Source organism: Ochrobactrum quorumnocens, from assembly GCF_002278035.1.
GTDB lineage: Bacteria > Pseudomonadota > Alphaproteobacteria > Rhizobiales > Rhizobiaceae > Brucella > Brucella quorumnocens.
Map to the genome: position 1 here is coordinate 689,285 of NZ_CP022604.1, position 22,560 is coordinate 711,844.

Genomic DNA, 22,560 nt, shown 5'->3' on the forward strand with positions numbered 1-22,560 from the left:
CATTCGTGCTTTATTTCCGTTGGATTATGGCCACAGGAGCCATAATTTAGCCGTGCTCTGGCCCTCTGGTCCGTCTTCTATTTCAGATGGAATTTGGAGACGCTCACTGCATGCTATTTCGCATTGCCCGCAGAGATAAGCAGATTCATGTTGTTGTATCCCCGGATCTCGCGATCCGGTCCGATGCTTCATATGCTGCTTTGTCTGCTGTGCATGCAAAACTCGCACCGCTTTCGCAGCGTACTCTCAAACCCCTCGAACGTATTCGCTTTTCATTTCATACCCACATTCGTGCCTGCATAGCGCTTGCCTCAGCAACGTTGTTGGCAGGTGGGGCCATGGTTCTGTTAACGGGCGGCTTGGTGCGTCATGGGCATGCGTCTCAGCCGGTTATGGTTGATCCCACGACATTCGTTCATAGCCGCGCTGCAATGAAGGAAGCCCGCTTACTTCCCCAGAATAATCTCGACGAGAACCGCCGGATTGCCAAGCGCATCGATATTGCGGAAGGCACCGACGATGGCGAGGCGACGCTTTTTACTTATCAGCATGTCATTCTTGATCTGGAAAATGAGAGGAGTCCGCAAGGTCTGATAAGTCACAGTCCTTTAAAAGTTGAACGGCGAGGGGGCAGCGCCTCTATTCATGATACGGAAATATCAGCACTCGCCAATCAGAAAGGCGTGCCGCTAAATGTAAGTTTTGCGAAGCCTGCCGGTATAGCCCATCAGGCAGCTCATGAAATCGTTCTCGCTCCACAATCGCGTGAGAAGGTGGGCGTGCTCATGCAGGCGGCTGATGTTGCTGCAGAAGATGCTGCAAATCTGGAACAGGCACTCGGGCGAAAAGACCTTGTTCCCGGTGACAATCTGGTGCTGCTTCTGGATCAGTTGCCCAACAAACCCGCGCACATAACCATGGCGCGGTTTCGGCATGGCAGCGCGTCGGACTCGGTTTATGGCCGCACAGATGATGGTGTCTTCCGCGCCAATGATAATCAGCGGCTTTTTGCGCGGCTTTCTCATGATGCGATGCTCTCGGCATCATATCCCGCTGTCGCGATTCGGACTGATGGCTCCATTCAATCTCGACTGATTGCAGCAGGGGCTCCACGCGCGGTTGCAGACGATGTGAAGAAGCTTGCTTCTGAAAATAATGTGTCTCTCCAGAAAGGTGCCAACGGGGCCGATAAAATAGATCTTTTGTTTCGTGAAAGCGTAGACACTGATCCGGAACTGGTCTTCGTCGAGTTTACGTCGCACGGCGAGAGCAAACGCTTATACAGACATGAAGTTGAAGGAAACGCCGATTACTTCAACGAGGACGGCTCCTCGATGACCAAATATCTCATGCACAAGCCATTGCCGAATGGTCGCCTAAATGATGGCTTCGGTTGGCGTGTTCATCCCGTTCTGCATGTTCGCAAACATCATAACGGTGTCGACTACGATGCCCCGATCGGTTCTCCCATTGTTGCGGCGGGCGACGGAACCGTAGAGCTGATTTCATCGCAAAAGGGCTATGGCAAGTATGTCCGTATTCGCCACCAAGGTGGCTACAGCACCACCTATGCTCACTTATCCGCTGAGGCTAAAGGCCTGAAAGTCGGACAGCATGTGAAGCAGGGGGAGGTTATCGCCTATGTCGGCTCAACCGGTTATTCGACGGGTCCGCACCTTTATTACGAGTTGAAAGTCGGTGATCATTATGTCGACCCGCTGAAAGCGCAGCTCAATGCGGGCGAAAAGCTTACAGGTTCATCCATGTCGAGTTTCCGTTCGGAAATTGATCACGTGGACAAGGTTTTCAAACAGATGAACCTTACGCCGATGACAGCTGCTCCCAACTCCAGTTTAGATCATACCGGGCGATAAGCATTCGCGAGTGCGACGAATTCTTCGACGCTCAGGGTTTCTGCACGGCGCGTACCGTCGATGCCGGTCTTTTCCAGCAATGTGGCACCACCAACGGGTTTCAAGCTCTGACGCAGCATCTTGCGGCGCTGCCCGAAGGCTGCCTGTGTGATCTGACCCAATGCGTCGGCACGGCACGGAAGCGGTTCCTCGCTTGGTGTAATATGCACCACCGACGACATCACCTTGGGCGGCGGTGTAAACGCTTGAGGCGGCACATCGAAAGCAATCTTCGAACGCGTTCGCCAACCTGCCAGAACGCCGAGGCGTCCGTAATGATCACTATCGGGAGCGGCTACAATGCGTTCTGCTACTTCACGCTGAAACATCAGTGTCATGGACGAATAAAATGGTGGCCATGGCTCTGTCAGAAGCCAGTTGAGTAACAACTGCGTACCGACATTATAAGGCAAGTTGGCAACGATGCGCGGCTTTGGACCATCTGGAAACAGCGTTTTGAAATCCTGCTCCAATGCATCGCCGGCAATAATACGCAAACGTCCCGGATAATGTGCCTCTATCTCTGCAAGCGCATCAAGGCAGCGTTCATCGCGTTCGATTGCCGTCACATAAGCACCTTGGGCGAGAAGGGCACGCGTAAGCCCGCCCGGGCCGGGACCGACCTCGATAACCGGCTGATCCTGCAGATTGCCAGCCTGTCGTGCAATCTTCGATGTTAGATTTAGATCGAACAAGAAGTTTTGCCCAAGCGACTTTTTCGGCATCAGGTCGTGCCGTTCAATCACCTCACGCAGCGGCGGAAGATTGTCGATGCTCATGATTTCCGCCTTGCTTGGTTTTCTGCAAGTTCCTGCGCCAGTCTTATAGAAGCAATAAAGCTATCTGGTCGTGCGATGCCTTTTCCGGCGATATCGAAGGCTGTACCATGATCCGGCGATGTTCGGATGAATGGGAGGCCCAGCGTGACATTGACCGTCTCGTCAAAGGCGAGCGCCTTGGCAGGGATAAGCGCTTGATCGTGATACATGCAAATAGCAACATCATAAGTTGATCTTGCAGGTGCATGAAACATCGTGTCTGCGGGTAGTGGCCCCCAGGCATTGATGCCTTTGCGCTGCAATTTTTCTACTGCTGGACGGATGATGGCATCGTCTTCCTTGCCAAGAGCACCGCCTTCACCCGCATGAGGATTGAGACCGGAAATAGCAATTCGAGGCGCGGCGATGCCGAAGCGATCAGTCAGCTCCTGCGCTGTGATATAGGCTACTTCCAGAATGTCATCCTTCGTCAATACCCGCGGCACTTCTACGAGTGGAATGTGGATCGTGACAGGCACCGCGCGCAGCTCTGGACCAGCAAGCATCATTACAGGGATGACTGTGCGCCCAAGATGCTGGCTCGCGAGTTCTGCGAGAAATTCGGTGTGACCGGGATGCTTAAAGCCAGCATCATAGAGCGGTTTCTTTGCAATAGGGCAGGTGACAATGGCCGATGTCTCACCACGTAATGTCAGGGCCACGGCGCGTTCAATTGCTTCTATAACTCCGGCTGCATTCTCTGGAAGAGGCCTACCGGGGCTTTCCTTGTGCGCATTGACGAGCGGCAACACAGGTAGCTTATCGTTGAAAATATCAGCGGCCTCTGCTGATGCCTCTATTGTGGCAATCGGCACAGTCAGACCGAGATGCTGCGCGCGGGCAGCCAACTGCTTTGGGTCAGCAATTAGCATGAAGGGAGGCAGAGAAAGCTCTGTACGTCTTAGCCAGGCGCTAAGAGCAACATCAGCTCCAACGCCTGAAGGATCGCCAATGCTCACGGCGAGCGGAGGAACCGGTTGATTAGGCATAGCTATTTTCTCGGCTAATGAAATAAGGGGGCAAAAGCCCCCTCAAATTATACGGACAGATTATTACTGCCAAGGCACTGAAACGTAAACTCAACGATTTACGATTGTTGCCTTCTCACGGAGTTCCTGCAGATACTTCTTGCTCATTTCATCTGCCTTCTTTTCCTGTCCGGCTTCAGAATCTGTGCCTTCCATGGAGAAAACGAGCTGAGCAACACGGTCGTCCGATACCTGTCGGGTCGAGCAGACTGCCAGAAATTCGACGCCTTTTTCGGTGTCATGCGGTGGTGTTGCGCGGTTGGCACTGGTTGCTTTGACATCCTTCGCCCAATCGCCGGGAAGCTGCTGTTCGATGATGCGGCCAAGGTCGCGAACCGTAACGTCGATCATTCCTTTGGTCAGCTGACGGGTAGAATCGCAGCTCTGAAAGCGTGAGCGCAATGCGTTTGCTTCCTGACGGCGCTTGGCCAGCAGGGCAGGCGAACGTTTCGAGCTAGGGACAACGAAAATCACCTGCTGAAGCTGATATTCGGTTGCAACCGGCTTCTTGCCGCCATCTTTCAGCATGCGCTGCACAGCATCCTGCTCGCTGACCATACCAGTTGAGCGGAAACGTGCACTTACAAGGCGGCCCCAGCCCATCTGGACCATGATGTATTTCTTGAAGTGATCAGGGGTGATGCCGGCCTGATTCATGACCTGATTCAACTGCGCGACACTCATCTTGTTGCGCGTAGCAAAACCTGCATAGGCTTCGTCGACTTCTTTATCAGAGATGTTGACGCCGCGTGATTTCATTTCCACGCGCTTCAGCATTTCCTCGGTCAGTTCTTCACGTGCAACCTGATTGAGATTGCCACCTTTACGCTGCAGCTTCAAGAAAGCTGCACGGCGCTGAATATCGCCATTCGTGATTGCATTGCCGGAGACAATGACCTTGACCTCCGTTCCGCCGGCAGCAAAAGCCGGGTTCAGGGTCGCAGCCGTTCCAAGCGCCGTCACACATACGGCAGCGCCTAGCAGGGAGGCGAATAGAGGTCTTGCAAACATCATCTTTCTTTCCCGATTTCCTTCAGGTTGGTGTCCGAATAGCGCCTTCAAAGTGAGCTGACGTATCAGAAGCCAATCATATTATGATGCCTGTATAGAGGAGCCAAAGCGGCGAAACAATGACCCTTTAGCATTTTGCGAGGTTATAGCAGGCACTAAACTGAATAAAATCGATAAAAACCTAAGCGTTATTTGAATATCAGCAGCAATGTCGACGCATAAAAGGAAAGAGCGGAAACAAGGTCAATTGTTTCCGCTCTTTGTAAGTTTAGAAGGTTTGAGCACCGCTGCCGATGTCGCCAAGCGTTCGGAACGATATATTGAAACCTACACTATGCGATGCTTTATCCTCTCCCGGATTGCGGGTCTGAACGTAAGCCATCGAGTAAGTGAAACACTCGTCATCATAGGCAAGGCCAGACGATGCCCGAACTAGTGTATCTGATACGAGATCATAAGTTCCCGAGCCGAAAACACGCCAATTTGCATCAAGACGTGCAGTAGCTGCACCCGTGACTTCTTGTCTGAGATCGGCATATCCATAGGCTGGCTGCGGTGCAATATAGGCATATTGCGCCGAAACGGACAACTTCTGCCAGCTCTGTTGCACTTCAAGTTCACCGCGGCGGACATCTAGGCTTTCTTTGTCAAACCGTCCACGTGCAGCAAGTGCAAGACCTGTCGAATTGGATGTGCCAATCATGGCAACATAGTCAGAACGAGCGTCCTGCAGGCCTGAATCAGCGCCGACATTCACAAAATCGCTTGTACCGAAGGAGTTCACGCCGCCGAGCTGGAACGATTGTCCAGCAAGCGCATAAAGGCCCCAGTCACTATTGCTGAAATTACCGGAGTAACGCAGGCCGAGATTGGCGCGAGTGCCGCCTTCGACGCGGTCATACCCCGAAAACTTGTCGCGCGAGAACAGGTTGGTCGCATCGAATACGAAGCTCTGAGCGTCTTCGTTTGGAAGCTGGCCAGCATAACGTTCATTATTGCGCATATAGATCTGCGCAATTGGCTCAAGAATATGCGTCGAGCTGGTGGTCGAAAACAGGATCGGCCAACGCAATTCAAGACCTGCCGTTGCCATTGCCCGCAACGCTTCAGACCGAACCACAGCATCCGTATAACCGGCGACAGCAGGATCAAAGTTGGAATTTGCGCTGATAGCATCGCCGCGCAGGGCCAAAAGCGGCGTAATTACCAAGCCTGCTGGCGTGATAAATGTGCGCTTCCACTCAGCCTCAGTTGTGAACCGAGCATTCGTGCCGCTAAAGCCAGGAATTCGCGGGTAAGGGTTAGGTTTTTGAACCCAGTTTCCGTTTTCCAGAACGTTAATGTACGCGCTCGTACTATTCGCATTCTGACGATACAGAACCTGCGCATTGGTAGTGATGTTCAGTTCACCGCCATAGACCGGATCAGGCAATGTGTAGGAGTAATCGAGACTTGGGAAAACCCAAGGCTGCTTCGAATGCATTTCTGCATCTTTATATGTGCTCGTAAGCGGATACGATTCCTGCACATTGAAGCGATAGAAGTTGAGATCGAAATAGTTCCGGTTATTGATGCCCGTCAGATAGATCTTCGAAACCTGCGTCTGCGCATTATAGCCTTCGAGGTTATAGGTACGGCTGAAATTGCGATCAGTCTGAGCCATAACGTCCCAGCCGAATTTCCAGCGCGAATTGATATCAAAGTCACCCTTCGATGCCACCATGCCCCGGTTATCTTCGCCGCGATCAAGAGTGTCGGCGTCGAACTCGCCAGGTTTCATCTGATGAATACCAGCGATCTGCAGATTATAGCTGCCGTTTTCAAGGCGATGGCGCCATTCAGCCTGCGTCAGGAAGCCTTGCTTCGTGTAAGCAGTCGTTGAAAGCGTCAGATCGTAATTTGGAGCGAGAGCCCAGAAGTACGAATTCTTGATGCCAAAACCAAGATCGTCCTTGTAGGCGAAGCCTGGAAACAGGAAGCCGCTTTTGCGCTTGACGGTCGGGTCAGCCATTTCGAAAGCTGGAAAATAGGCCAATGGCATACCGAAAAGCTCAAACTTACCGCGCTCGAAACGCACGGTTTTGGTCGCACTGTTCCAGATGATCTTTCGTGCCTTGATCTGCCAGAGAACTGGCTTATCGGGATCTTTTTCGCAAGCCTGACAAGCAGTGTAGACACCATTGTTAAAGGTGGTGATCTCACCATTGCTACGCTCGGCACTTTCCGCTGCAAAGCGCGTGTTGTCCGTCGTCTCAACGCGCAGACCATTTACAAAGCCGTCGCGGAAACTATCCGTCACATCAAGGTGATCGGAGTAAATCTTGTTGCCGTCGCGTTCGACAATTTCGACATTCCCGGTGGCGGTCATGCGACGGGTCTGTTGATTATATGTCACTTGATCCGCAACGAGGCGATTGCCATCATACTCGATACGAACTTTACCTTGAGCGGTAACAACGTTCACATCGCGATCATAGACAAGCTCATCCGCCTGCAGAAGCATACGCGCATTGGGATCACTCTTGTAATCAGCTCCAAGAGCATCCTGCGCCTGAACCTGCGTAGGGATAATTGCAACTGAAATGAAAGGTATAGCAAGGGCGCACGCCAAGGCAGACCCGCGAGCAAGACGCGAGAACAAATGGGGCAGCACCATGCGGGCGTTACTCAAACCCACTAACCATCCTCCTTATGCAACAAAAAGGAGATACCAAAGAATGTTGCAATAATAACTGGAACCCAAGCAGCGACGAATGGCGGAACGAATCCCGCATTCCCGAATGCCTTCACCAGCACCGAAACGACATAAAGCATGAAGCCAGCAACAACACCACCCAGAATCATCGCGCCAGACTGACCAAAACGCACAAATTTCAGGGACACTGTTGCAGCAATGAGAGTCATGGCCATCAGCAATGCAGGCAATGCCAGAAGTGACTGGTATTGCATATCAAATGCGTTTGCCGAATAGCCAAAAGAACGCGCAACTTCGATCTTGTGACGGAGCTGCGTGAACGGAATTGTATCAGGGGAGGCGAGCTTTTCTTCCACATATTCCGGACGCAACTGCGTTGGAATGTTGAAGCTCTCCAGTTTGCGCGGTTCCTCACCACGCGAGAATCGTGTGACGTCAGTTAGTTCCCAATGACCATCCATAAGTTTCGCGGTGCGAGCGTCATAACGGTCCTTGATCTTCTTTTTGTCATCGAACTGGATGAACGTGGCATCAGCAAGTGTTGCGCCACGATCAAGAATGCTTTTGGCCCCGATGATAGTTTCGCCCTCATCGGTTTTTTGGCGCAACCAAGGATCACGCAGTGCAGAAACATCTGTCACCTTACCGTTTTTCCAGTTGGAAGCGATCTCGTCGGCTTTAGAAAAGCCATAGGCGGCAAAAGGATTAAGAATAAAGATCGTTGCCAGACCGAACAGCAATGCGCCGAAGCAAGCAGGCAACAAGAATTGCCACGCAGAAACGCCGACAGAGCGCGCAACGACCAGCTCATACTTGCGATTGAGCGAAATGAGTGTCGCCATTGCCGAGAACAAGGCGACGAAGGGAATCATCTGCTGCATGATGAATGGAACGCGCATGGCAGAAATGCCAAGTGCGGCCCATACGGTATAGCCGGGCAGGTTTGCGAGCTTACTGGCGTTTTCCGTAAAATCGAGAAGGAGCGCCAGCGCAAAAATGCCGAACAGAAAATAGAATGTGATCTGTACATAGCGTGCAAAGAAATAGCGCCCAAGCGTCCAGCCGATCATGCGCGACCTCCAGCATCTCCGCGGAATCTTCCAAGCAAACGGTTATATGTGCCAGACACACGAATCCTCAGACGATCGAGGCCGTCGAGAATGCGGTCATTCCATTTGTCGGGAATTCCGATGCGTCGACCTGTGACGAGGGCATAGCCAGCGAGCAGGATCACACTGAGCGGAATGAGATACATGATGACTATATAGGTTTCGTCCTTATCGGCGCGATCGGCAGAAAAATAACCGGCCCAATAGACGAGCAGCGCTGTGCTGATTGCTGAGAATGATGCGGAGACACGCGCTTCACGATGAGACCGGGAATCGCCGGCAAAGGCTAGCGCAATCATCGCAAAAACAACCGGATAGAGCCATTCCGTCAAGCGACGATGCAATTCTGCCTTATAGCGCAAAGGTCGCGTTTGCAAAATCGGATCATTCGGGTCTGGATTGAGCAGATAATTCAGCGGTCGATCTTTAGCGTAGATGACAAAATCATCGCCAGCAGAGGTAAACTGGCTGAGATCGAACGCATAGGAATTGAACTTGATGATTGAAACGGTGCCGTCTGAAACATCGCGACGCTGAACTTCGCCGTCTTTCATCAGCAGCATGTCACCCGCTGGCGTGCTCGCGATGTTGCCATCGGCTGCATAATAAATCAGGTCAAGCGAAGGGTCGCGGGAATCGGCTATGAATAACCCGCCGATGCTGCCATCGGCACGGCGCTCGGCGATCTGGATATAGAGATTATCCGCGAGTTTGCGAAAGCTGCCTTCCTGCACAACGACATTGAGCAAATCCGCACTCGCATTGGCGATCATTGCACGCATGTTCATGCGGGCATATGGATCGACATAGTTGGCGACCAGAAAGGAAACCACCGAGATAATGGCTGCAAGCATAAGTATCGGACGCATTACTGCGCTACGCGGCGCACCAGATGCGTTGATAACCACCAGCTCGGAATCCTGATTCATCGTCGAGAGCGTCTGCGTAATTGCAATGATTAGCGCAAATGGCATGACCAAAGGAATTGCAGAAGGGATCAGGAGGGAACTGAACTGGATAATAGTCTGAATGGACTGACCGCTTGTGGTGAGGAAGTCGACACGTTGCAGCACCTGCACAGTCCACGTGATGCCCACTGCGGCGCCTAGCACCGCAAAGAACATGATCGCCACGCGGCGCAGGATGTACAACTCAATCAATTTCATAGGCGGAGTTTACATCCCGGTTCCGTTGAAGGAGCCTGTCCCTAAAGAAACAATGCTCGTAAATGAATATTCAGTCTAATTGCACTTGGCTAAAATTAGCCGAAGAAATTTGGTTAACAGATTACTAAAGATTTCCAGCCGAAGCTAGCGCAAGCTTCTCTAAATGGAGAGAGCCGACTGTTGCAACCTGTTTTTGCTGAACATAGGTGGGGACGGAAACGGAGCTTGGCAAGTTGTCACCGAAGTTAACGCAAAACTGATTTTCATGATGCGGCGGACTTGCCGTTTCGCCATATTCGTCTCACATGAGTAAGGAAAAGTCGCGACACAATCGTGTCATCTCATTGTCTGGCCTCTGTTTGGAGTTGTTATGTCGAAACGTCCTTCTATTTCTTTCAGTGAATTTTCAGCACCTCAAAAAGGCGTAAGCATCGTTCTGGTTACCAAGGGTGGAGGCTTTGCAGAAGAAGCGGGGCTGGCAGTTGGTGGAGCTGAAAAGATTGCGCGCATAGCCGAAATCTCGGGCTTTTCGGGTGCTTTGGGTAAAACTGCAGAAGCAATTGAAACTTCCAACGGTGGCGTAGATAAGATCGTACTGGTTGGTGTGGGTGAGCCCGGAGAACTTGGCAATGACGACTGGATCAAGATCGGTGGTGCGGCATTCTCGCGAATCGGTAAGTCCGAACGCGTAACGGTGACACTTGCTCTCCCTGAAACCACGATTGCTGGCGACGAAGCAGGCGACGTGGCTCTGGGAATGATTCTGCGTTCATACGAGTTCAATCGCTACAAGACGCGCAAGAACGAAGAGAACGGCGAGCCGAAACACGCAGCTAAGATCAATATTCACACTGCCGATGTACACAGTGCCAAAAGAGCTCTTGAAGCTGCTGAGGCTGTGGCTGATGGCGTGCTGAAGGCGCGTGATCTTGTTAATGAGCCAGCCAATATTCTCGGCCCTGTCGAGTTTGCTGAAGAGGCAGAAAAGCTAGAGAAACTTGGTGTGAAAGTCGAAGTTCTCGGCGAAAAAGAAATGAAGAAGCTCGGCATGGGCTCGCTTCTGGGCGTTTCGCAAGGGTCCGTTCGTCCACCGCGTCTCGTCATCATGGAGTGGCAGGGTGCCAAGGCCAAAGAAAAGCCTGTCGCTTTTGTCGGTAAGGGCGTGGTGTTCGATACTGGCGGTATCTCGATCAAGCCTGCTGCTGGCATGGAGGAAATGAAGGGTGACATGGGCGGCGCTGCAGCCGTTACAGGTCTGATGCGCGCCCTTGCGGGCCGTAAAGCCAAGGTCAACGCAATCGGCGTGATCGGTCTTGTTGAAAACATGCCTGATGGCAATGCACAGCGTCCGGGTGATATCGTGACATCGATGTCTGGCCAGACTATTGAAGTCATCAACACCGATGCCGAAGGCCGCCTCGTGCTGGCCGATGCACTCTACTACACCAATGATCGCTTCAAACCGAAGTTCATGATCAACCTTGCAACCCTGACTGGCGCTATCATGGTGGCGCTCGGCACACATCACGCAGGTTTGTTCTCGAACGATGACGAGCTTGCAGACCAGCTTTACGACGCAGGTCAGGCAACGGGTGAAAAGTTGTGGCGCATGCCGCTGGGCAAGGAATACGACAAGATGATCGATTCCAAATTTGCCGACATGAAAAACAGCTCGGGTCGCTATGCAGGTTCGATCACGGCGGCGCAGTTCCTTAAGCGCTTCGTGGGTGACACACCTTGGGCGCATCTTGATGTCGCTGGTACAGCCATGGGTTCACCAACAAACGAATATAGCCAGTCATGGGCTTCGGGCTATGGCGTTCGACTTCTCGACCGCCTCGTTCGCGATAACTTCGAAAACTGAATCTGATTCAGGAACAACATGTTGGGGCGAAAAAGTGAATCACTTTCTTCGCCCCAACGAATGCTTTAAAGAGAGCGCATGGCTGAAATTCTCTTTTACCACCTCACAGAATCGACACTGGATGAAGCTCTGCCGGGGCTCGTCGAGCGTTCGCTTGGGCGCGGTTGGCGCGTGACTATACAGGCGGTAAGTGATGAACGGCGCGATGCTCTCGATAGCCTGCTGTGGACCTTTTCCGACACATCCTTCGTCGCACATGGCACCGATAAGGAACCGCATCCTGAGCAGCAGCCAGTATTGCTGACGACGTCTGACGCCAATCCCAATGGAGCGACGGTTCGCTTTTTGGTGGAAGGTGCAGCACTTGAGCAGGCAGGGGATTATGAGCGTCTTGTCGTTATGTTCGATGGGCATGATCAGGATCAGCTGGACCATGCACGGGCTCAGTGGAAAGCCTTTAAGACGGAGAACCACGATTTGACTTACTGGCAACAGACAACAGATCGTCGTTGGGAGCGCAAAGCCTGATGCGTGCCATTTTCGTCGCAATGATTGTTGCGGGCTTCGGTCTCGCACTTGGTTATCCTTGGTATGTGCGCCATTTCACGGGTCATGAGATCGGTCGCTGGCCGATCCTTGAAAGCCGCCAGAGTGGATTTATCACACAGGAAATCCCGCTTTCGGCAAGCGACGCGCCGGTGCGTATTTTTCTCGATGCTGTGCCATTGCCGGGCTATGTGCCAGCTGAGCGTCGTTCAGCTGTAACGCTTGCTGTTAGCCGCAATGGCATGCCGGTGCTGTCGCAAGGTCTCGATTTCGCATCCACAAGCAGTTCAATCAATACGGATCGTCCTCAGGATGGCAGTGTATTGCGTCAGAGTGCGGGCGATATAGACCCTGTTTTATCCGGCACTTATGCCTTTCGAGCCGTTCAGGGGAACACGGACGGCCTGCAACTGTCGAAAATCGATCTTGTTTTGAGGCGAGGCGCTGAAGAAGCGGATGAGACCTATACAACGATTGGTCTCATCCTCGGTGTGCTCGGCGTCTACGCGCTGATGCGTACACGCATTCGTCGGCGGGTTGATTAGAGCATGTCTCCCAAAAGTGGGAACCGGTTTTGGGATAAAGACATGCGTAAAAACAAATAGTGAGACGCATTTCTAACGATTCATCTTAAACAGGAAATGCTCTAGCTGTGAAGCCTCTAGGCTCCAAACCCAATTAAACATTTGATCAAATTACTTCTTCATGATTCACTCTCCTGATAACGGGAGTTTTGGAGCATGGCAGGAGAATTCTGGCTTGATGATCGGCAATGGGCAGTGATCGCTCCTTTGCTTCCAACGAACCAACCCGGCGCGCATCGAACTGACGACCGCCGGGTGATTAGCGGCATCATCCATGTGCTGCGCACTGGCTGTCGGTGGCAGGATTGCCCCGCTGTCTACGGTCCCTCGACAACCATCTACAATCGTTTCCATCGTTGGTCTGCCAAAGGCATATGGCGGCAACTATTCGAAGCACTGGTGCAGACGACCAATCGCGACATTCACATGATCGACAGCACCACCGCAAAGGCGCACCGATCTGCTGCTGGCGGAAAAGGGGGGCGGAAGCTCAAGCCATCGGTCGATCGCGAGGCGGCAGATCGACAAAAATACATGCTGTTGTCGATGGTTGTGGCCGCCCAGTCGCACTGAGAATAACCCCTGGGCAGCGCGGTGACGCTCCCATTGCCATCCCACTGCTTGAGCCACTGCCGCCAAGCAACCTGTGCGCTGCCGATACGGCTTACGATAGCAACGCGTTACGCGATTTTCTCAAAGCTCGCGGCACTGAACCGGTCATTCCAAATAATCCGACCCGTAAGCGGATCAAACCTTTCAACCCAATTGCCTACCGCCGCCGAAACATCATCGAACGCACCTTTTGCCGCCTCAAGGACTGGAGGAGGGTCGCGACACGATATGACAAGCTCATGCTGAACTTTACAGCCACATGCTATATCGCTGCCATCGTCACATGGTGGCTCAATTGAGTCTGGACCCTAGAGCGTGTCGCGTTTGATCGCACCCATAGCGCTCGCTCTAGATTCTTTTAGCTGTCGCATGTTCGCGGGCGCTCAAATGAATCCATTTGAGCGCGACATGCTTTAGAACTCCATGCGCCCTCTTTGGCGCACAAAGCACGATGTATAGGATTTCTACTCAGCCATTGCCTCTTCGTATTCAGAAAACATTTCCAGCCATTTGTCTTCCGCATTTGCGAGAGCTGATTTTGCATCGCTCATCTCTTTGTTGATCCGGATCGCTTTCTGCGGTTCCTTTTCATAAAGAGCGGGATCTTCCAGTTGTGAAGTGAAGCCCTGAATCTGTTTCTGCAGTTTCTGCATCAAGCTCTCGGTTTCCTTGATCTTTTTGAGCAAGGGGGCCAATGTTTCGCGCTTCTGGGCTGCGAGCTTACGCTGCTCCGCCTTGTTGACTTTTGGACCTTCGTCACGCTCAGAAAGCTGTTCGCCCTTCGCATCGGCCAGAACAATCTGACGATACTCGTCAAGGTCGCCATCGAATGCTTTTACACCACCTTCGCGCACAAGCCACAGGCGGTCCATGGTTGCTTCGATCAGGTGGCGGTCGTGGGCGATGAGGATCACCGCGCCATTAAACGCATTGAGCGCATGCACAAGCTCTTCACGGCTATCGATGTCCAGGTGGTTGGTCGGCTCGTCGAGGATCAGCAGGTTTGGACCATGAAAAGTCGCAAGGCCCATCAAAAGACGTGCCTTTTCGCCACCGGATAGGTCTCTGGCAGGTGTGAGCATTTTCTCGGTTGAAAGCCCCATCTGAGCCACGCGCGCACGTACTTTGGCTTCCAACTCGCCCGGCATGAGTTTGCGCACATGCTCAATCGCATTATCTTCAGGGACCAAATCGTCCATCTGATGCTGTGCGAAGAACGCGACCTTTAGATTGGGAGAAAGGGTCAAATTCCCTTTTTCTGGCTGTAAACGTCCGGCAATCAGTTTGGCAAGAGTCGACTTACCGTTGCCATTGGAGCCGAGCAGCGCAATGCGATCGTCATTGTCGATGCGTAACGTGACATTGCGCAGCACTGGTTTCCCCGGCACATAACCGACATCTGCATTATCAAGTGCGATGACTGGCGATGCTGTCTTTTTGTCCGCGTCGGGAAAGCGGAACGGCTGCACATTGCTTTCAACGTAAAGCTCAATGGGTTTCAACTTCTCCAAGGCCTTCATGCGCGACTGCGCCTGACGGGCCTTGGTGGCCTTAGCCCGGAATCGCTCCACGAAGGATTCCATATGCTTGCGATGCGCTTCCTGCTTGGCATGTGCCTTTTGCTGAAGCTCCAGCATTTCATGGCGTTGCCGCTCAAACTGATCATAGTTGCCGCGCCAGAAGCTGATCTTCTTCTGGTCAAGATGCATGATCGATGATGTGGCCGAGTTCAGCAGGTCACGATCATGGCTGATGATGATGACAGTGTGCGGATAACGCTTCACATAATCGACAAGCCACAGAACACCTTCCAGATCGAGATAATTGGTAGGCTCATCGAGCAACAGCAAATCAGGTTCAGCAAACAGCACTGCGGCCAAAGCCACACGCATCCGCCAGCCGCCGGAGAAGGCCGACGCGGGCCTGCGCTGTGCCTCAGCATTGAAACCGAGACCTGACAGGATTGCACCTGCTCGTGCTTCTGCGGAATGCGCGTTAATATCGGCAAGGCGTGTATGGATTTCGGCAATGCGATGCGGATCAGTTGCCGTCTCAGCTTCTTCAAGAAGAGCTGCGCGTTCCTTGTCCGCTTTCATGACGATTTCGATCAGCGCGTCTTCGGTGCCGGGGGCTTCCTGGGCCACCTGGCCAATGCGCGTGTTTCTCGGCAGCGAAATGCTGCCGGTTTCAGACGCAAGGTCGCCGGTGATAACGCGGAACAGGGTGGATTTTCCGGTTCCGTTACGCCCGACAAAACCTGTCTTCGATCCCGCTGGCAGTGTTACACTGGCGTGGTCGATCAAAAGGCGCCCGGCGATACGTACGGAGATGTCGTCAAGAATAAGCATGGTGGAAAGGCTTTTGCACGGCTTCGGAAATTTCCGCAAGTATCGACTATCAACTATCAGGCGAAGCGGCGGCCTGCTTCGGTGCGCTGAAACTGAATGAGATCCAAGGAAGGTGCATCAGCGCTGAGCCGCGTCAATGCCGCGTGGATTTGTCCGCGATGGTGTGTCTGGTGGTTGAAGAGATGGGAAAGGGCTGGTGCAACCCGTTGGCTGATCGTACGAACATTGGTTGCCGTCATATAGGTAAAACGACCGGCGAGCTGTTCCGCATTCATACCTTCAACATACTTGCAGATGCGCTCATCTTCTGCGCGTCGCATGTCGCGGAGCGTGATGAAATCGTCAGTGATAATAGCATCGAGCAGGTTTGGGTGATCGCCTTCACCGGTAAAGCGTTTCATCCAGATGCGATCCGTGACCAGCAAATGATTGAAGGTGCGGTGCACTGACCCGAAGAATAGTCCCAGATCCAGCCGGTATTCAGCATCGCTTAAATCAGCGGCTGCTGAATAGAGCAATTCATTCGCCCATCGATTGTAATAGGCGAACATTTGAAAGTGCTGTTCCATGACTGCCCCGCATCTGAATCGAATTTACACATCTATGCAGTCAATTTCCTGCCGTCTCAAGCTGATAAGAGAGTTGGTGAAGGGGCTCCCCCTTGGCAATCGGGGCTATCAACGCTATAGAGCCTCACTTTTCTAATTTCCATCATACAAGGTGTCATAATGGCAATCGAACGTACCTTCTCCATGATCAAGCCTGATGCGACCCGCCGCAACCTGACTGGTGCTATCACCTCCAAGCTCGAAGAAGCTGGTCTGCGTGTTGTTGCTTCTAAGCGCGTTTGGATGAGCACCCGTGAAGCTGAAGGCTTCTACGCTGTTCATAAAGAACGTCCTTTCTTTGGTGAGCTGGTTGAATCCATGTCGTCTGGCCCAACAATCGTTCAGGTTCTCGAAGGCGAAAACGCCATCTTGAAGAATCGCGAAGTTATGGGTGCAACCAACCCAGCAAACGCAGACGCAGGCACCATCCGTAAGGAATTTGCTCTGTCGATCGGCGAAAACTCGGTTCACGGTTCGGACGCTCCTGAAACTGCAGCTGAAGAAATCGCTTACTGGTTCTCCGGCACCGAAATCGTCGGCTAATTGCTGATAGGATAAATAAAAAAGCCCGGTTGCGAGACCGGGCTTTTTTGTTCGTCTTATTAAATTTGAAGGAATTAGAGACTCTGGGCAAGTCTTGCCAGCTCGTCGCCGCCCTCATCGATCAGAACGAGTTTCCCCGCATCCATCTTGTATGAGCGCGTTTTGCCGAGAACATCGAGGAACTTGCGTTCCTGATTCATCAGCGCAGGTGGGCACTGCATATAGGTTGAGCCGATTTCGGCAAACGAGATGCTGCTTCCTGAGATCACTGCTTTGCTCATAAAGCGATTGCAACCACCCGAACCGCTGACAGTGCCGTCAGAGTCCACCAGTAGCGTTGTTTGCGCGGTATCAATGACGCCGCCACCCTGAATGTCTTCAGCGAGCCAGTCCTTGCCTTCGATGCCAATCGTTACGGCTTCATCGGCACTCTTGCGAACCATGACGACCTTCAGCTCAACGGGCTCATCAGGGTTCTTTGGGTCGATAGTGTAACGTTCGTCGCTCACAAACCAAAGCGTGTCACCGGCAACGATACGCGCCTGCAAAGCATAGGTGTGCTGCGGCTCAATACCGTCTGTATCGAAATTGATGGCAAAAGGGATAGGTGACCCCTGTGGAGCCTCGATCCGTGTTTCTCCAATAGTCTTGGAAGGCGCATCCGCGAGGGAAACATCATTGAGCTGCACGATGAGGTGCGCTTCAGGCGGCAGAGCGATGCGCTCACGGTAAACAACCTTACCACTAATAGTCTTGTCAGCTGCGATACTGGCAGTTGGCATGGACGTTGTGAAAAACATGGCCGCTCCCCCGAGCACGCCTATGCCCGCAGCGAGAGCTGCCACGATTGAAAGAGTTTTCGTAAGTCCTTTTAGCATTGCCAAATCCGAAACTTCCGTTCCCCGCATTTCTTACTCTGTGTTTTCGGTGGTGCTGACAATCCATCGAATGGGTCAGTGATCCTATGCCCGTAAACATCATGATTCATAAGGCAGACAATAAACGCTGCTTCATGTGAAAATTGTGGCGGTGCGACATCGCACTATCCAAAATACCCTATATTTTAGGGGCTTAAATAGTTAATTCGTGATTAAACAGGGTCAGTGAAATTCTTTCCATGTAAAAAACAGTTTTACCTGCGACAACTTGCCCACAAAAGGTGAGGGGTTTCAAGTCTTCTACCAGCGTCCCCGGCTTTGCTCGTCTTCGGTTTTTGATTCTACCCAGACGCCGATTCCGCCATCAACCAGATGTTCGCGCTTCCAGAATGGGGCTCCCGTTTTCATGAAGTCCATCAGAAATGATGCGGCCTCAAAAGCGGCCTGACGATGGGCTGAGGCAGTGACAACGAGAACGATATTTTCACCTGGTTTAATCAGCCCAAAACGGTGAATGATGGAAACTCCAGACAATGGCCAGCGGCTAATGGCGTCACGAGCTATACGCAGAACTTCGGCTTCTGCCATTCCGGGATAATGTTCCAGCTCAAGTGCGGAAAGTTTGCCGCCTTCATCGCGGCAAAGACCGGTGAAGCTGACGATGGCGCCAATATCCTTGCGACCGTCACCAAGCTTGCGGATTTCTTCCGCGATGTCGAAGTCGGCATCGCTGACGCTGATGAAAAGAGGACAGGTCGATTGGCTCGTCATATACAGGCCATATCAGCCACCTGTCATAGGTGGAAAAAGCGCCACTTCGTTGCCGTCTCTGACGAGTTCGTCATGTTCGGCATGTTCCTGATTGATCGCGGCACGAATGACACTCTCATGCTCAAAAGCCGCTTCATATTCATCGCCAAGGCTTTTGAGGTGAGCGATAAGCTCACCAACAGTGATCTTTTCGGAAGGAAGCTCGATTACTTCCTCTCCCTTTCCGATTTTTTCACGCACCCAGGCGAAATAGACTAGATTTACGCGCACGACGATCAATCCATCACGTGTTTGAGGCCTGCGCGAAAATAGTCCCATCCGGTGTAAAGCGTCAGGATGGCTGAAATCCACAGCAGACCAATGCCAATTTCGGTTGTGTAAGGCAGGATTTTTTCCCCTGCAGGGCCAGCGAGCAGAAACGCCAATGCAACCATCTGTGCTGTGGTTTTCCACTTGGCAAGTTGCGAAACCGGAACACTGACCTTCAACTCGGCGAGATATTCACGCAAGCCCGATACAAGAATTTCGCGGCAAAGGATAATGATCGCAGCCCAAAGGCTCCAGCCAGCAATTGTCTTTGCTGGATCGGCCGCGAGCAACAGAAGACAGGTGGAAACCAAGAGCTTGTCAGCAATTGGATCGAGCATACGTCCTATCGTGGAGGTTTGTTTCCAAGCACGCGCTAAATATCCGTCAAAAAAATCTGTAATGCTCGCAAAAACAAAAATTCCCAACGCGCTCCAACGAGCAAAATCACTGGAATGAAGACGGCCTTCAACAAAGAAGCATAAAGCAACCAGAGGCACCGCAAGAATTCTCACATAAGTCAGAATGTTGGGTAAAGAGAGAGTGTGATTTTTCCGCATTGTACCGCCGCATTCGTTGTTGGTGCACATCATCAGGGATGACAGAGAAAATCAACACCTGCGCGTCTGTTCTGCCGGGACGTAATGACGCCCTTACAGGATTAGTTGCCCAAACCCGGACAAAATTACGTCATCGGTCATGAAAATGGTCGTGAATGGTCTTTGCCATGGCCTCCGATATACCATCGATCTGCATCAGATCCTCAATTGCTGCTCTGGATACGGCTTTTGCCGTGCCGAAATGATGGAGAAGTGCACGCTTGCGCGTTGGGCCGATTCCCGAAATTTCATCCAGCGGATTAGCAACCATTTCCTTCTTGCGTCGTGCCCGATGCGTGCCGATGGCGAACCGATGTGCTTCATCGCGCATACGCTGGATGAAGTAGAGAACCGGATCACGCGGCGGCAGCGTAAAAGCTTGTTTACCTTCGACAAAAAAGCGCTCGCGTCCTGCTTCGCGGTCCACACCCTTGGCAATGCCGATGGCAGTCACCAACTGGCTTATGCCTAACTCGCCAAGTATCTGACGGACCGCTCCGACCTGACCTTGACCACCGTCAATGAGAATAACATCGGGCCATGCCGGGAAGGCATCGTTGACAGCTTCCAGGTTTTCCGTGCCCGTGACAGGCTCCGGTTCACCATGTTCCTTGACGAGCCGCGAAAACCGTCGCTCGATCACTTCGCGCATCATGCCAAAGTCATCGCCGGGTGTGATGTCAGTCGATTTGATATTGAACTTACGATACTGATTCTTGACGAAGCCTTCCGGCCCAGCAACGATCATACCACCCACCGCGTTCGTGCCCATGATATGCGAGTTATCATAGACCTCGATGCGTCGCGGTGTATGTGGAAGGCCAAAGGTTTCCGCCAGGCCTTTCAGAAGGCGTGCCTGCGAGGAGGTTTCTGCAAGCCGCCGCCCCAGCGCTTCGCGCGCATTGGTCAGAGCATGATCGACCAGTTCTTTCTTTTCTCCGCGTTGCGGAACATTGACGTGCACGCGATGGCTCGCACGCGAAGATAACGCTTCAGCGATAAGCGATTGTTCTTCAACGCTTTCGGAGAGTAGAACCAGCTTCGGGCAGGGTTTGTCATCGTAGAACTGCGAAAGGAACGCGCCAAGCACTTCAGCAGGCCCGAGCGAAGTGTCGGCTTTTGGAAAATAAGCGCGGTTACCCCAGTTCTGTCCAGTGCGGAAGAAGAAGACCTGAATACAGGTCATGCCACCTTCCTGATGGATAGCAAAGACATCGGCCTCTTCAACCGTCTGAGGGTTGATGCCCTGATGCGATTGTACATGGGAAAGAGCCGAGAGGCGGTCACGATAAACCGCAGCATGTTCGAAATCGAGCTCGGCAGAGGCCGCCTGCATTGCTGCCGCAAGATGATCCTTTACGGTTTGGCTTTTACCAGACAAGAAGGCTTTGGCTTCCGCTACCAGCTCGGCATAATCCTCATCACTGACTTCATGGGTGCATGGACCTGAACAACGTTTGATTTGATAAAGCAGGCAAGGGCGCGTTCGTGTTTCGAAAACCGAATCTGTGCAGGTGCGCAGCAGAAATGCGCGCTGAAGCGCGTTGATCGTGCGGCCAACGGCGCCTGCGGAAGCAAATGGGCCAAAATATTCGCCTTTGCGCGTACGCGCGCCGCGATGTTTGAAAATGCCGGGCGCACGGTGATTGCCGCTTAATAGAATATAGGGGAACGATTTATCGTCGCGCAACAGCACGTTAAAACGCGGCCGCAAACGCTTGATAAGATTAGCCTCAAGCAGCAGCGCTTCGGTTTCGGTGCGCGTGACCACAAATTCCATCGTCGCCGTCTCACTGATCATCCGGGTGATACGGTTCGAATGACCAACGCCGCGCGCATAATTGGATACACGCTTCTTCAGGCTGCGTGCCTTGCCGACATAAAGCACGTCGCCATCGCTGTTGAACATGCGATAGACGCCCGGGTTATTCGGCAAGCGTTTGACGAAGGCATTGATAATATCGGCGCCGCTCAGACCTTTAGTATCCGGCAAGCCATCTGACGAATCCCACTGAATGGAATCGGCAGCCGAGGCAACGGCTGGCACATCTTCGATTGCGTCATCATCGTCATCAGATTCTGCATCGCCCATAATAATGCCAGCCACATCCTGCTCGTCATCCGACGGCAGGTGTGAAATGGCATCATCATTGGTCTTGCGTGGTCCGGTCATTCCTTAATTCCTGCAATATCTGGGGTCTCCCATGCCAGATGCTGCCCACCATCAAGGGCAATCATCTGGCCAGTCACTGAACGGCTTTCCCAGAAATATCGAACAGTGCGTCCAAATTCCGACAGATCGGGCGCGCGTTGCAAAGGCAAATGGCTAACCTGTAGTTCAAAGTCGTCTGCATTCTGACGCTCGCTCGGCAAAGTAGGACCAGGGGCAATAGCATTGACCCGAATGCGCGGTGCCAGCGTTTGCGCAAGTGTCTTTGTGGCATTCCATAGGGCGGTCTTTGAAAGCGTGTAAGAAAAGAACTGCGGGTTCAGTTTCCAGACCCGCTGGTCGATGATGTTTATAATGAGGCCCTCTGCATCGTCGGGCAGAGCTTTCGCCATTGCTTCGGCAAGAATCACCGGCGTTTTCAAATGAATCGCAAAATGACGATCCCAAAGCTGCATATCCAGATCACCAACGCGATCATCTTCAAACAGCGAGGCGTTGTTAATGAGCAAACGAATCGGTCCGAGCTGGTCAGCTGCCTGCTGGAGCAAGCCACGCACGTCGTTTTCGTCTGACAGATCAGCCTGTAAAACACAGGCTACACCGCCATTTTCAACGATTTGGGCCGCAAGCACCTCACCTTCATCGAAAGAACGGTTGCAGTGAATAGCCACCGGAAAGCCATGGGCAGCCAAGTCTTCGACAATGGCCTTTCCTATGCGACGAGCGCCGCCCGTCACCAGAACAGGGCAATTTGCAAGCAGGTTGGGTTCCGGATTTTCCAACAGGGTAAACACTTTCTTATCGTGATTCATCGCTTCATTTCATGCCATCTTGTTGGAAAAAATACAGCTAAATTTAAAAGGCGTGTTGTTCACTACTGACAAAAACATAGCAAATTCAGTGGCTTCAATTGGATCAAGCTCTTTCAGTTCAATAAAATGAAATGCCGCTTGTTCCTATATAGGTGTGCGGTGGGAGCGTTGCGAGAATG

19 protein-coding genes and 1 pseudogene are annotated in these 22,560 nt (G+C 52.3%); 6 read left to right on the forward strand and 14 right to left on the reverse strand.

What is annotated here, in order from left to right:
• The first annotated feature begins 86 nt into the window (after window positions 1-86).
• Window positions 87-1,874 carry a M23 family metallopeptidase gene (locus CES85_RS12765; protein ID WP_434063360.1) on the forward strand — a complete coding sequence of 596 codons (1,788 nt, stop codon included), beginning with the start codon at window positions 87-89 and terminating at the stop codon, window positions 1,872-1,874.
• On the opposite strand, the gene rsmA is transcribed toward CES85_RS12765, so the two are convergent.
• The 6 genes from rsmA to lptF all read right to left on the reverse strand — a co-directional run bounded on the left by rsmA (window position 1,859) and on the right by lptF (window position 9,740).
• Window positions 1,859-2,692 (reverse strand): 16S rRNA (adenine(1518)-N(6)/adenine(1519)-N(6))-dimethyltransferase RsmA, encoded by an 834-nt coding sequence (gene rsmA / locus CES85_RS12770; protein WP_095446334.1) that lies wholly within the window; start codon window positions 2,690-2,692, stop codon window positions 1,859-1,861. The two genes, CES85_RS12765 and rsmA, sit on opposite strands and share 16 nt — an antisense overlap.
• Window positions 2,689-3,720, reverse strand: a complete 1,032-nt coding sequence (pdxA, locus tag CES85_RS12775; RefSeq protein WP_095446335.1) for a 4-hydroxythreonine-4-phosphate dehydrogenase PdxA — start codon at window positions 3,718-3,720, stop codon at window positions 2,689-2,691. Before pdxA ends, rsmA begins: the two co-directional genes overlap by 4 nt.
• Window positions 3,721-3,810: 90 nt before the next feature.
• Window positions 3,811-4,773 carry a SurA N-terminal domain-containing protein gene (locus CES85_RS12780; RefSeq protein ID WP_095446336.1) on the reverse strand — a complete coding sequence of 321 codons (963 nt, stop codon included), beginning with the start codon at window positions 4,771-4,773 and terminating at the stop codon, window positions 3,811-3,813.
• Between the two features lie 265 nt (window positions 4,774-5,038).
• The gene (locus tag CES85_RS12785; RefSeq protein ID WP_095446337.1) at window positions 5,039-7,426 is read right to left on the reverse strand and encodes an LPS-assembly protein LptD; all 2,388 of its coding nucleotides are present in this window, start codon (window positions 7,424-7,426) and stop codon (window positions 5,039-5,041) included.
• 20 nt (window positions 7,427-7,446) lie between these two features.
• Entirely contained in the window at window positions 7,447-8,535 is a 1,089-nt protein-coding gene (gene lptG, locus CES85_RS12790; RefSeq protein ID WP_095446338.1) for an LPS export ABC transporter permease LptG, read from the reverse strand.
• Entirely contained in the window at window positions 8,532-9,740 is a 1,209-nt protein-coding gene (gene lptF, locus CES85_RS12795) for an LPS export ABC transporter permease LptF (protein WP_095446339.1), read from the reverse strand. Before lptF ends, lptG begins: the two co-directional genes overlap by 4 nt.
• A gap of 370 nt (window positions 9,741-10,110) precedes the next feature.
• Between lptF and CES85_RS12800 the strand changes: the two genes are divergently transcribed.
• From CES85_RS12800 to CES85_RS12815, 4 genes and pseudogenes are all read left to right on the forward strand, one after another.
• A complete protein-coding gene (locus tag CES85_RS12800) occupies window positions 10,111-11,604 on the forward strand; it encodes a leucyl aminopeptidase (protein ID WP_095446340.1) in 1,494 nt (497 codons plus the stop codon).
• A gap of 78 nt (window positions 11,605-11,682) precedes the next feature.
• On the forward strand, window positions 11,683-12,132 hold the full coding sequence (locus CES85_RS12805) for a DNA polymerase III subunit chi (RefSeq protein ID WP_095446341.1): 450 nt from the start codon (window positions 11,683-11,685) through the stop codon (window positions 12,130-12,132).
• On the forward strand, window positions 12,132-12,695 hold the full coding sequence (gene bspB / locus CES85_RS12810; RefSeq protein ID WP_095446342.1) for a type IV secretion system effector BspB: 564 nt from the start codon (window positions 12,132-12,134) through the stop codon (window positions 12,693-12,695). Before CES85_RS12805 ends, bspB begins: the two co-directional genes overlap by 1 nt.
• 195 nt (window positions 12,696-12,890) lie before the next feature.
• Window positions 12,891-13,576 (forward strand): annotated as a pseudogene (locus CES85_RS12815) (IS5 family transposase); the annotation flags it as partial.
• Window positions 13,577-13,810: 234 nt separating this feature from the next.
• Here CES85_RS12815 and CES85_RS12820 read toward each other — a convergent pair.
• Together CES85_RS12820 and CES85_RS12825 are read right to left on the reverse strand one after the other, a co-directional pair.
• A complete protein-coding gene (locus CES85_RS12820; protein WP_095446343.1) occupies window positions 13,811-15,694 on the reverse strand; it encodes an ABC-F family ATP-binding cassette domain-containing protein in 1,884 nt (627 codons plus the stop codon).
• 56 nt (window positions 15,695-15,750) lie between these two features.
• The gene (locus CES85_RS12825) at window positions 15,751-16,263 is read right to left on the reverse strand and encodes a DinB family protein (protein WP_095446344.1); all 513 of its coding nucleotides are present in this window, start codon (window positions 16,261-16,263) and stop codon (window positions 15,751-15,753) included.
• Between the two features lie 159 nt (window positions 16,264-16,422).
• On the opposite strand from CES85_RS12825, the gene ndk reads away from it, so the two are divergent.
• Entirely contained in the window at window positions 16,423-16,845 is a 423-nt protein-coding gene (gene ndk / locus CES85_RS12830) for a nucleoside-diphosphate kinase (RefSeq protein ID WP_095446345.1), read from the forward strand.
• Between the two features lie 74 nt (window positions 16,846-16,919).
• On the opposite strand, the gene CES85_RS12835 is transcribed toward ndk, so the two are convergent.
• The 6 genes from CES85_RS12835 to CES85_RS12860 form a co-directional block, all read right to left on the reverse strand.
• Window positions 16,920-17,723: a YbaY family lipoprotein gene (locus CES85_RS12835; RefSeq protein WP_095446346.1), complete on the reverse strand. Its 804-nt coding sequence runs from the start codon at window positions 17,721-17,723 to the stop codon at window positions 16,920-16,922.
• A gap of 300 nt (window positions 17,724-18,023) precedes the next feature.
• Window positions 18,024-18,494, reverse strand: coding sequence for a molybdenum cofactor biosynthesis protein MoaE (locus tag CES85_RS12840; protein ID WP_095446347.1), 471 nt, complete (start codon window positions 18,492-18,494; stop codon window positions 18,024-18,026).
• Window positions 18,495-18,506: 12 nt separating this feature from the next.
• On the reverse strand, window positions 18,507-18,764 hold the full coding sequence (gene moaD / locus CES85_RS12845) for a molybdopterin converting factor subunit 1 (RefSeq protein ID WP_095447865.1): 258 nt from the start codon (window positions 18,762-18,764) through the stop codon (window positions 18,507-18,509).
• 5 nt (window positions 18,765-18,769) lie between these two features.
• On the reverse strand, window positions 18,770-19,360 hold the full coding sequence (gene pgsA, locus CES85_RS12850) for a CDP-diacylglycerol--glycerol-3-phosphate 3-phosphatidyltransferase (protein WP_094577449.1): 591 nt from the start codon (window positions 19,358-19,360) through the stop codon (window positions 18,770-18,772).
• 130 nt (window positions 19,361-19,490) lie between these two features.
• Window positions 19,491-21,572: an excinuclease ABC subunit UvrC gene (gene uvrC, locus CES85_RS12855; RefSeq protein WP_095446348.1), complete on the reverse strand. Its 2,082-nt coding sequence runs from the start codon at window positions 21,570-21,572 to the stop codon at window positions 19,491-19,493.
• Window positions 21,569-22,381: an SDR family oxidoreductase gene (locus CES85_RS12860; protein WP_095446349.1), complete on the reverse strand. Its 813-nt coding sequence runs from the start codon at window positions 22,379-22,381 to the stop codon at window positions 21,569-21,571. Before CES85_RS12860 ends, uvrC begins: the two co-directional genes overlap by 4 nt.
• Window positions 22,382-22,560 lie beyond the last annotated feature (179 nt).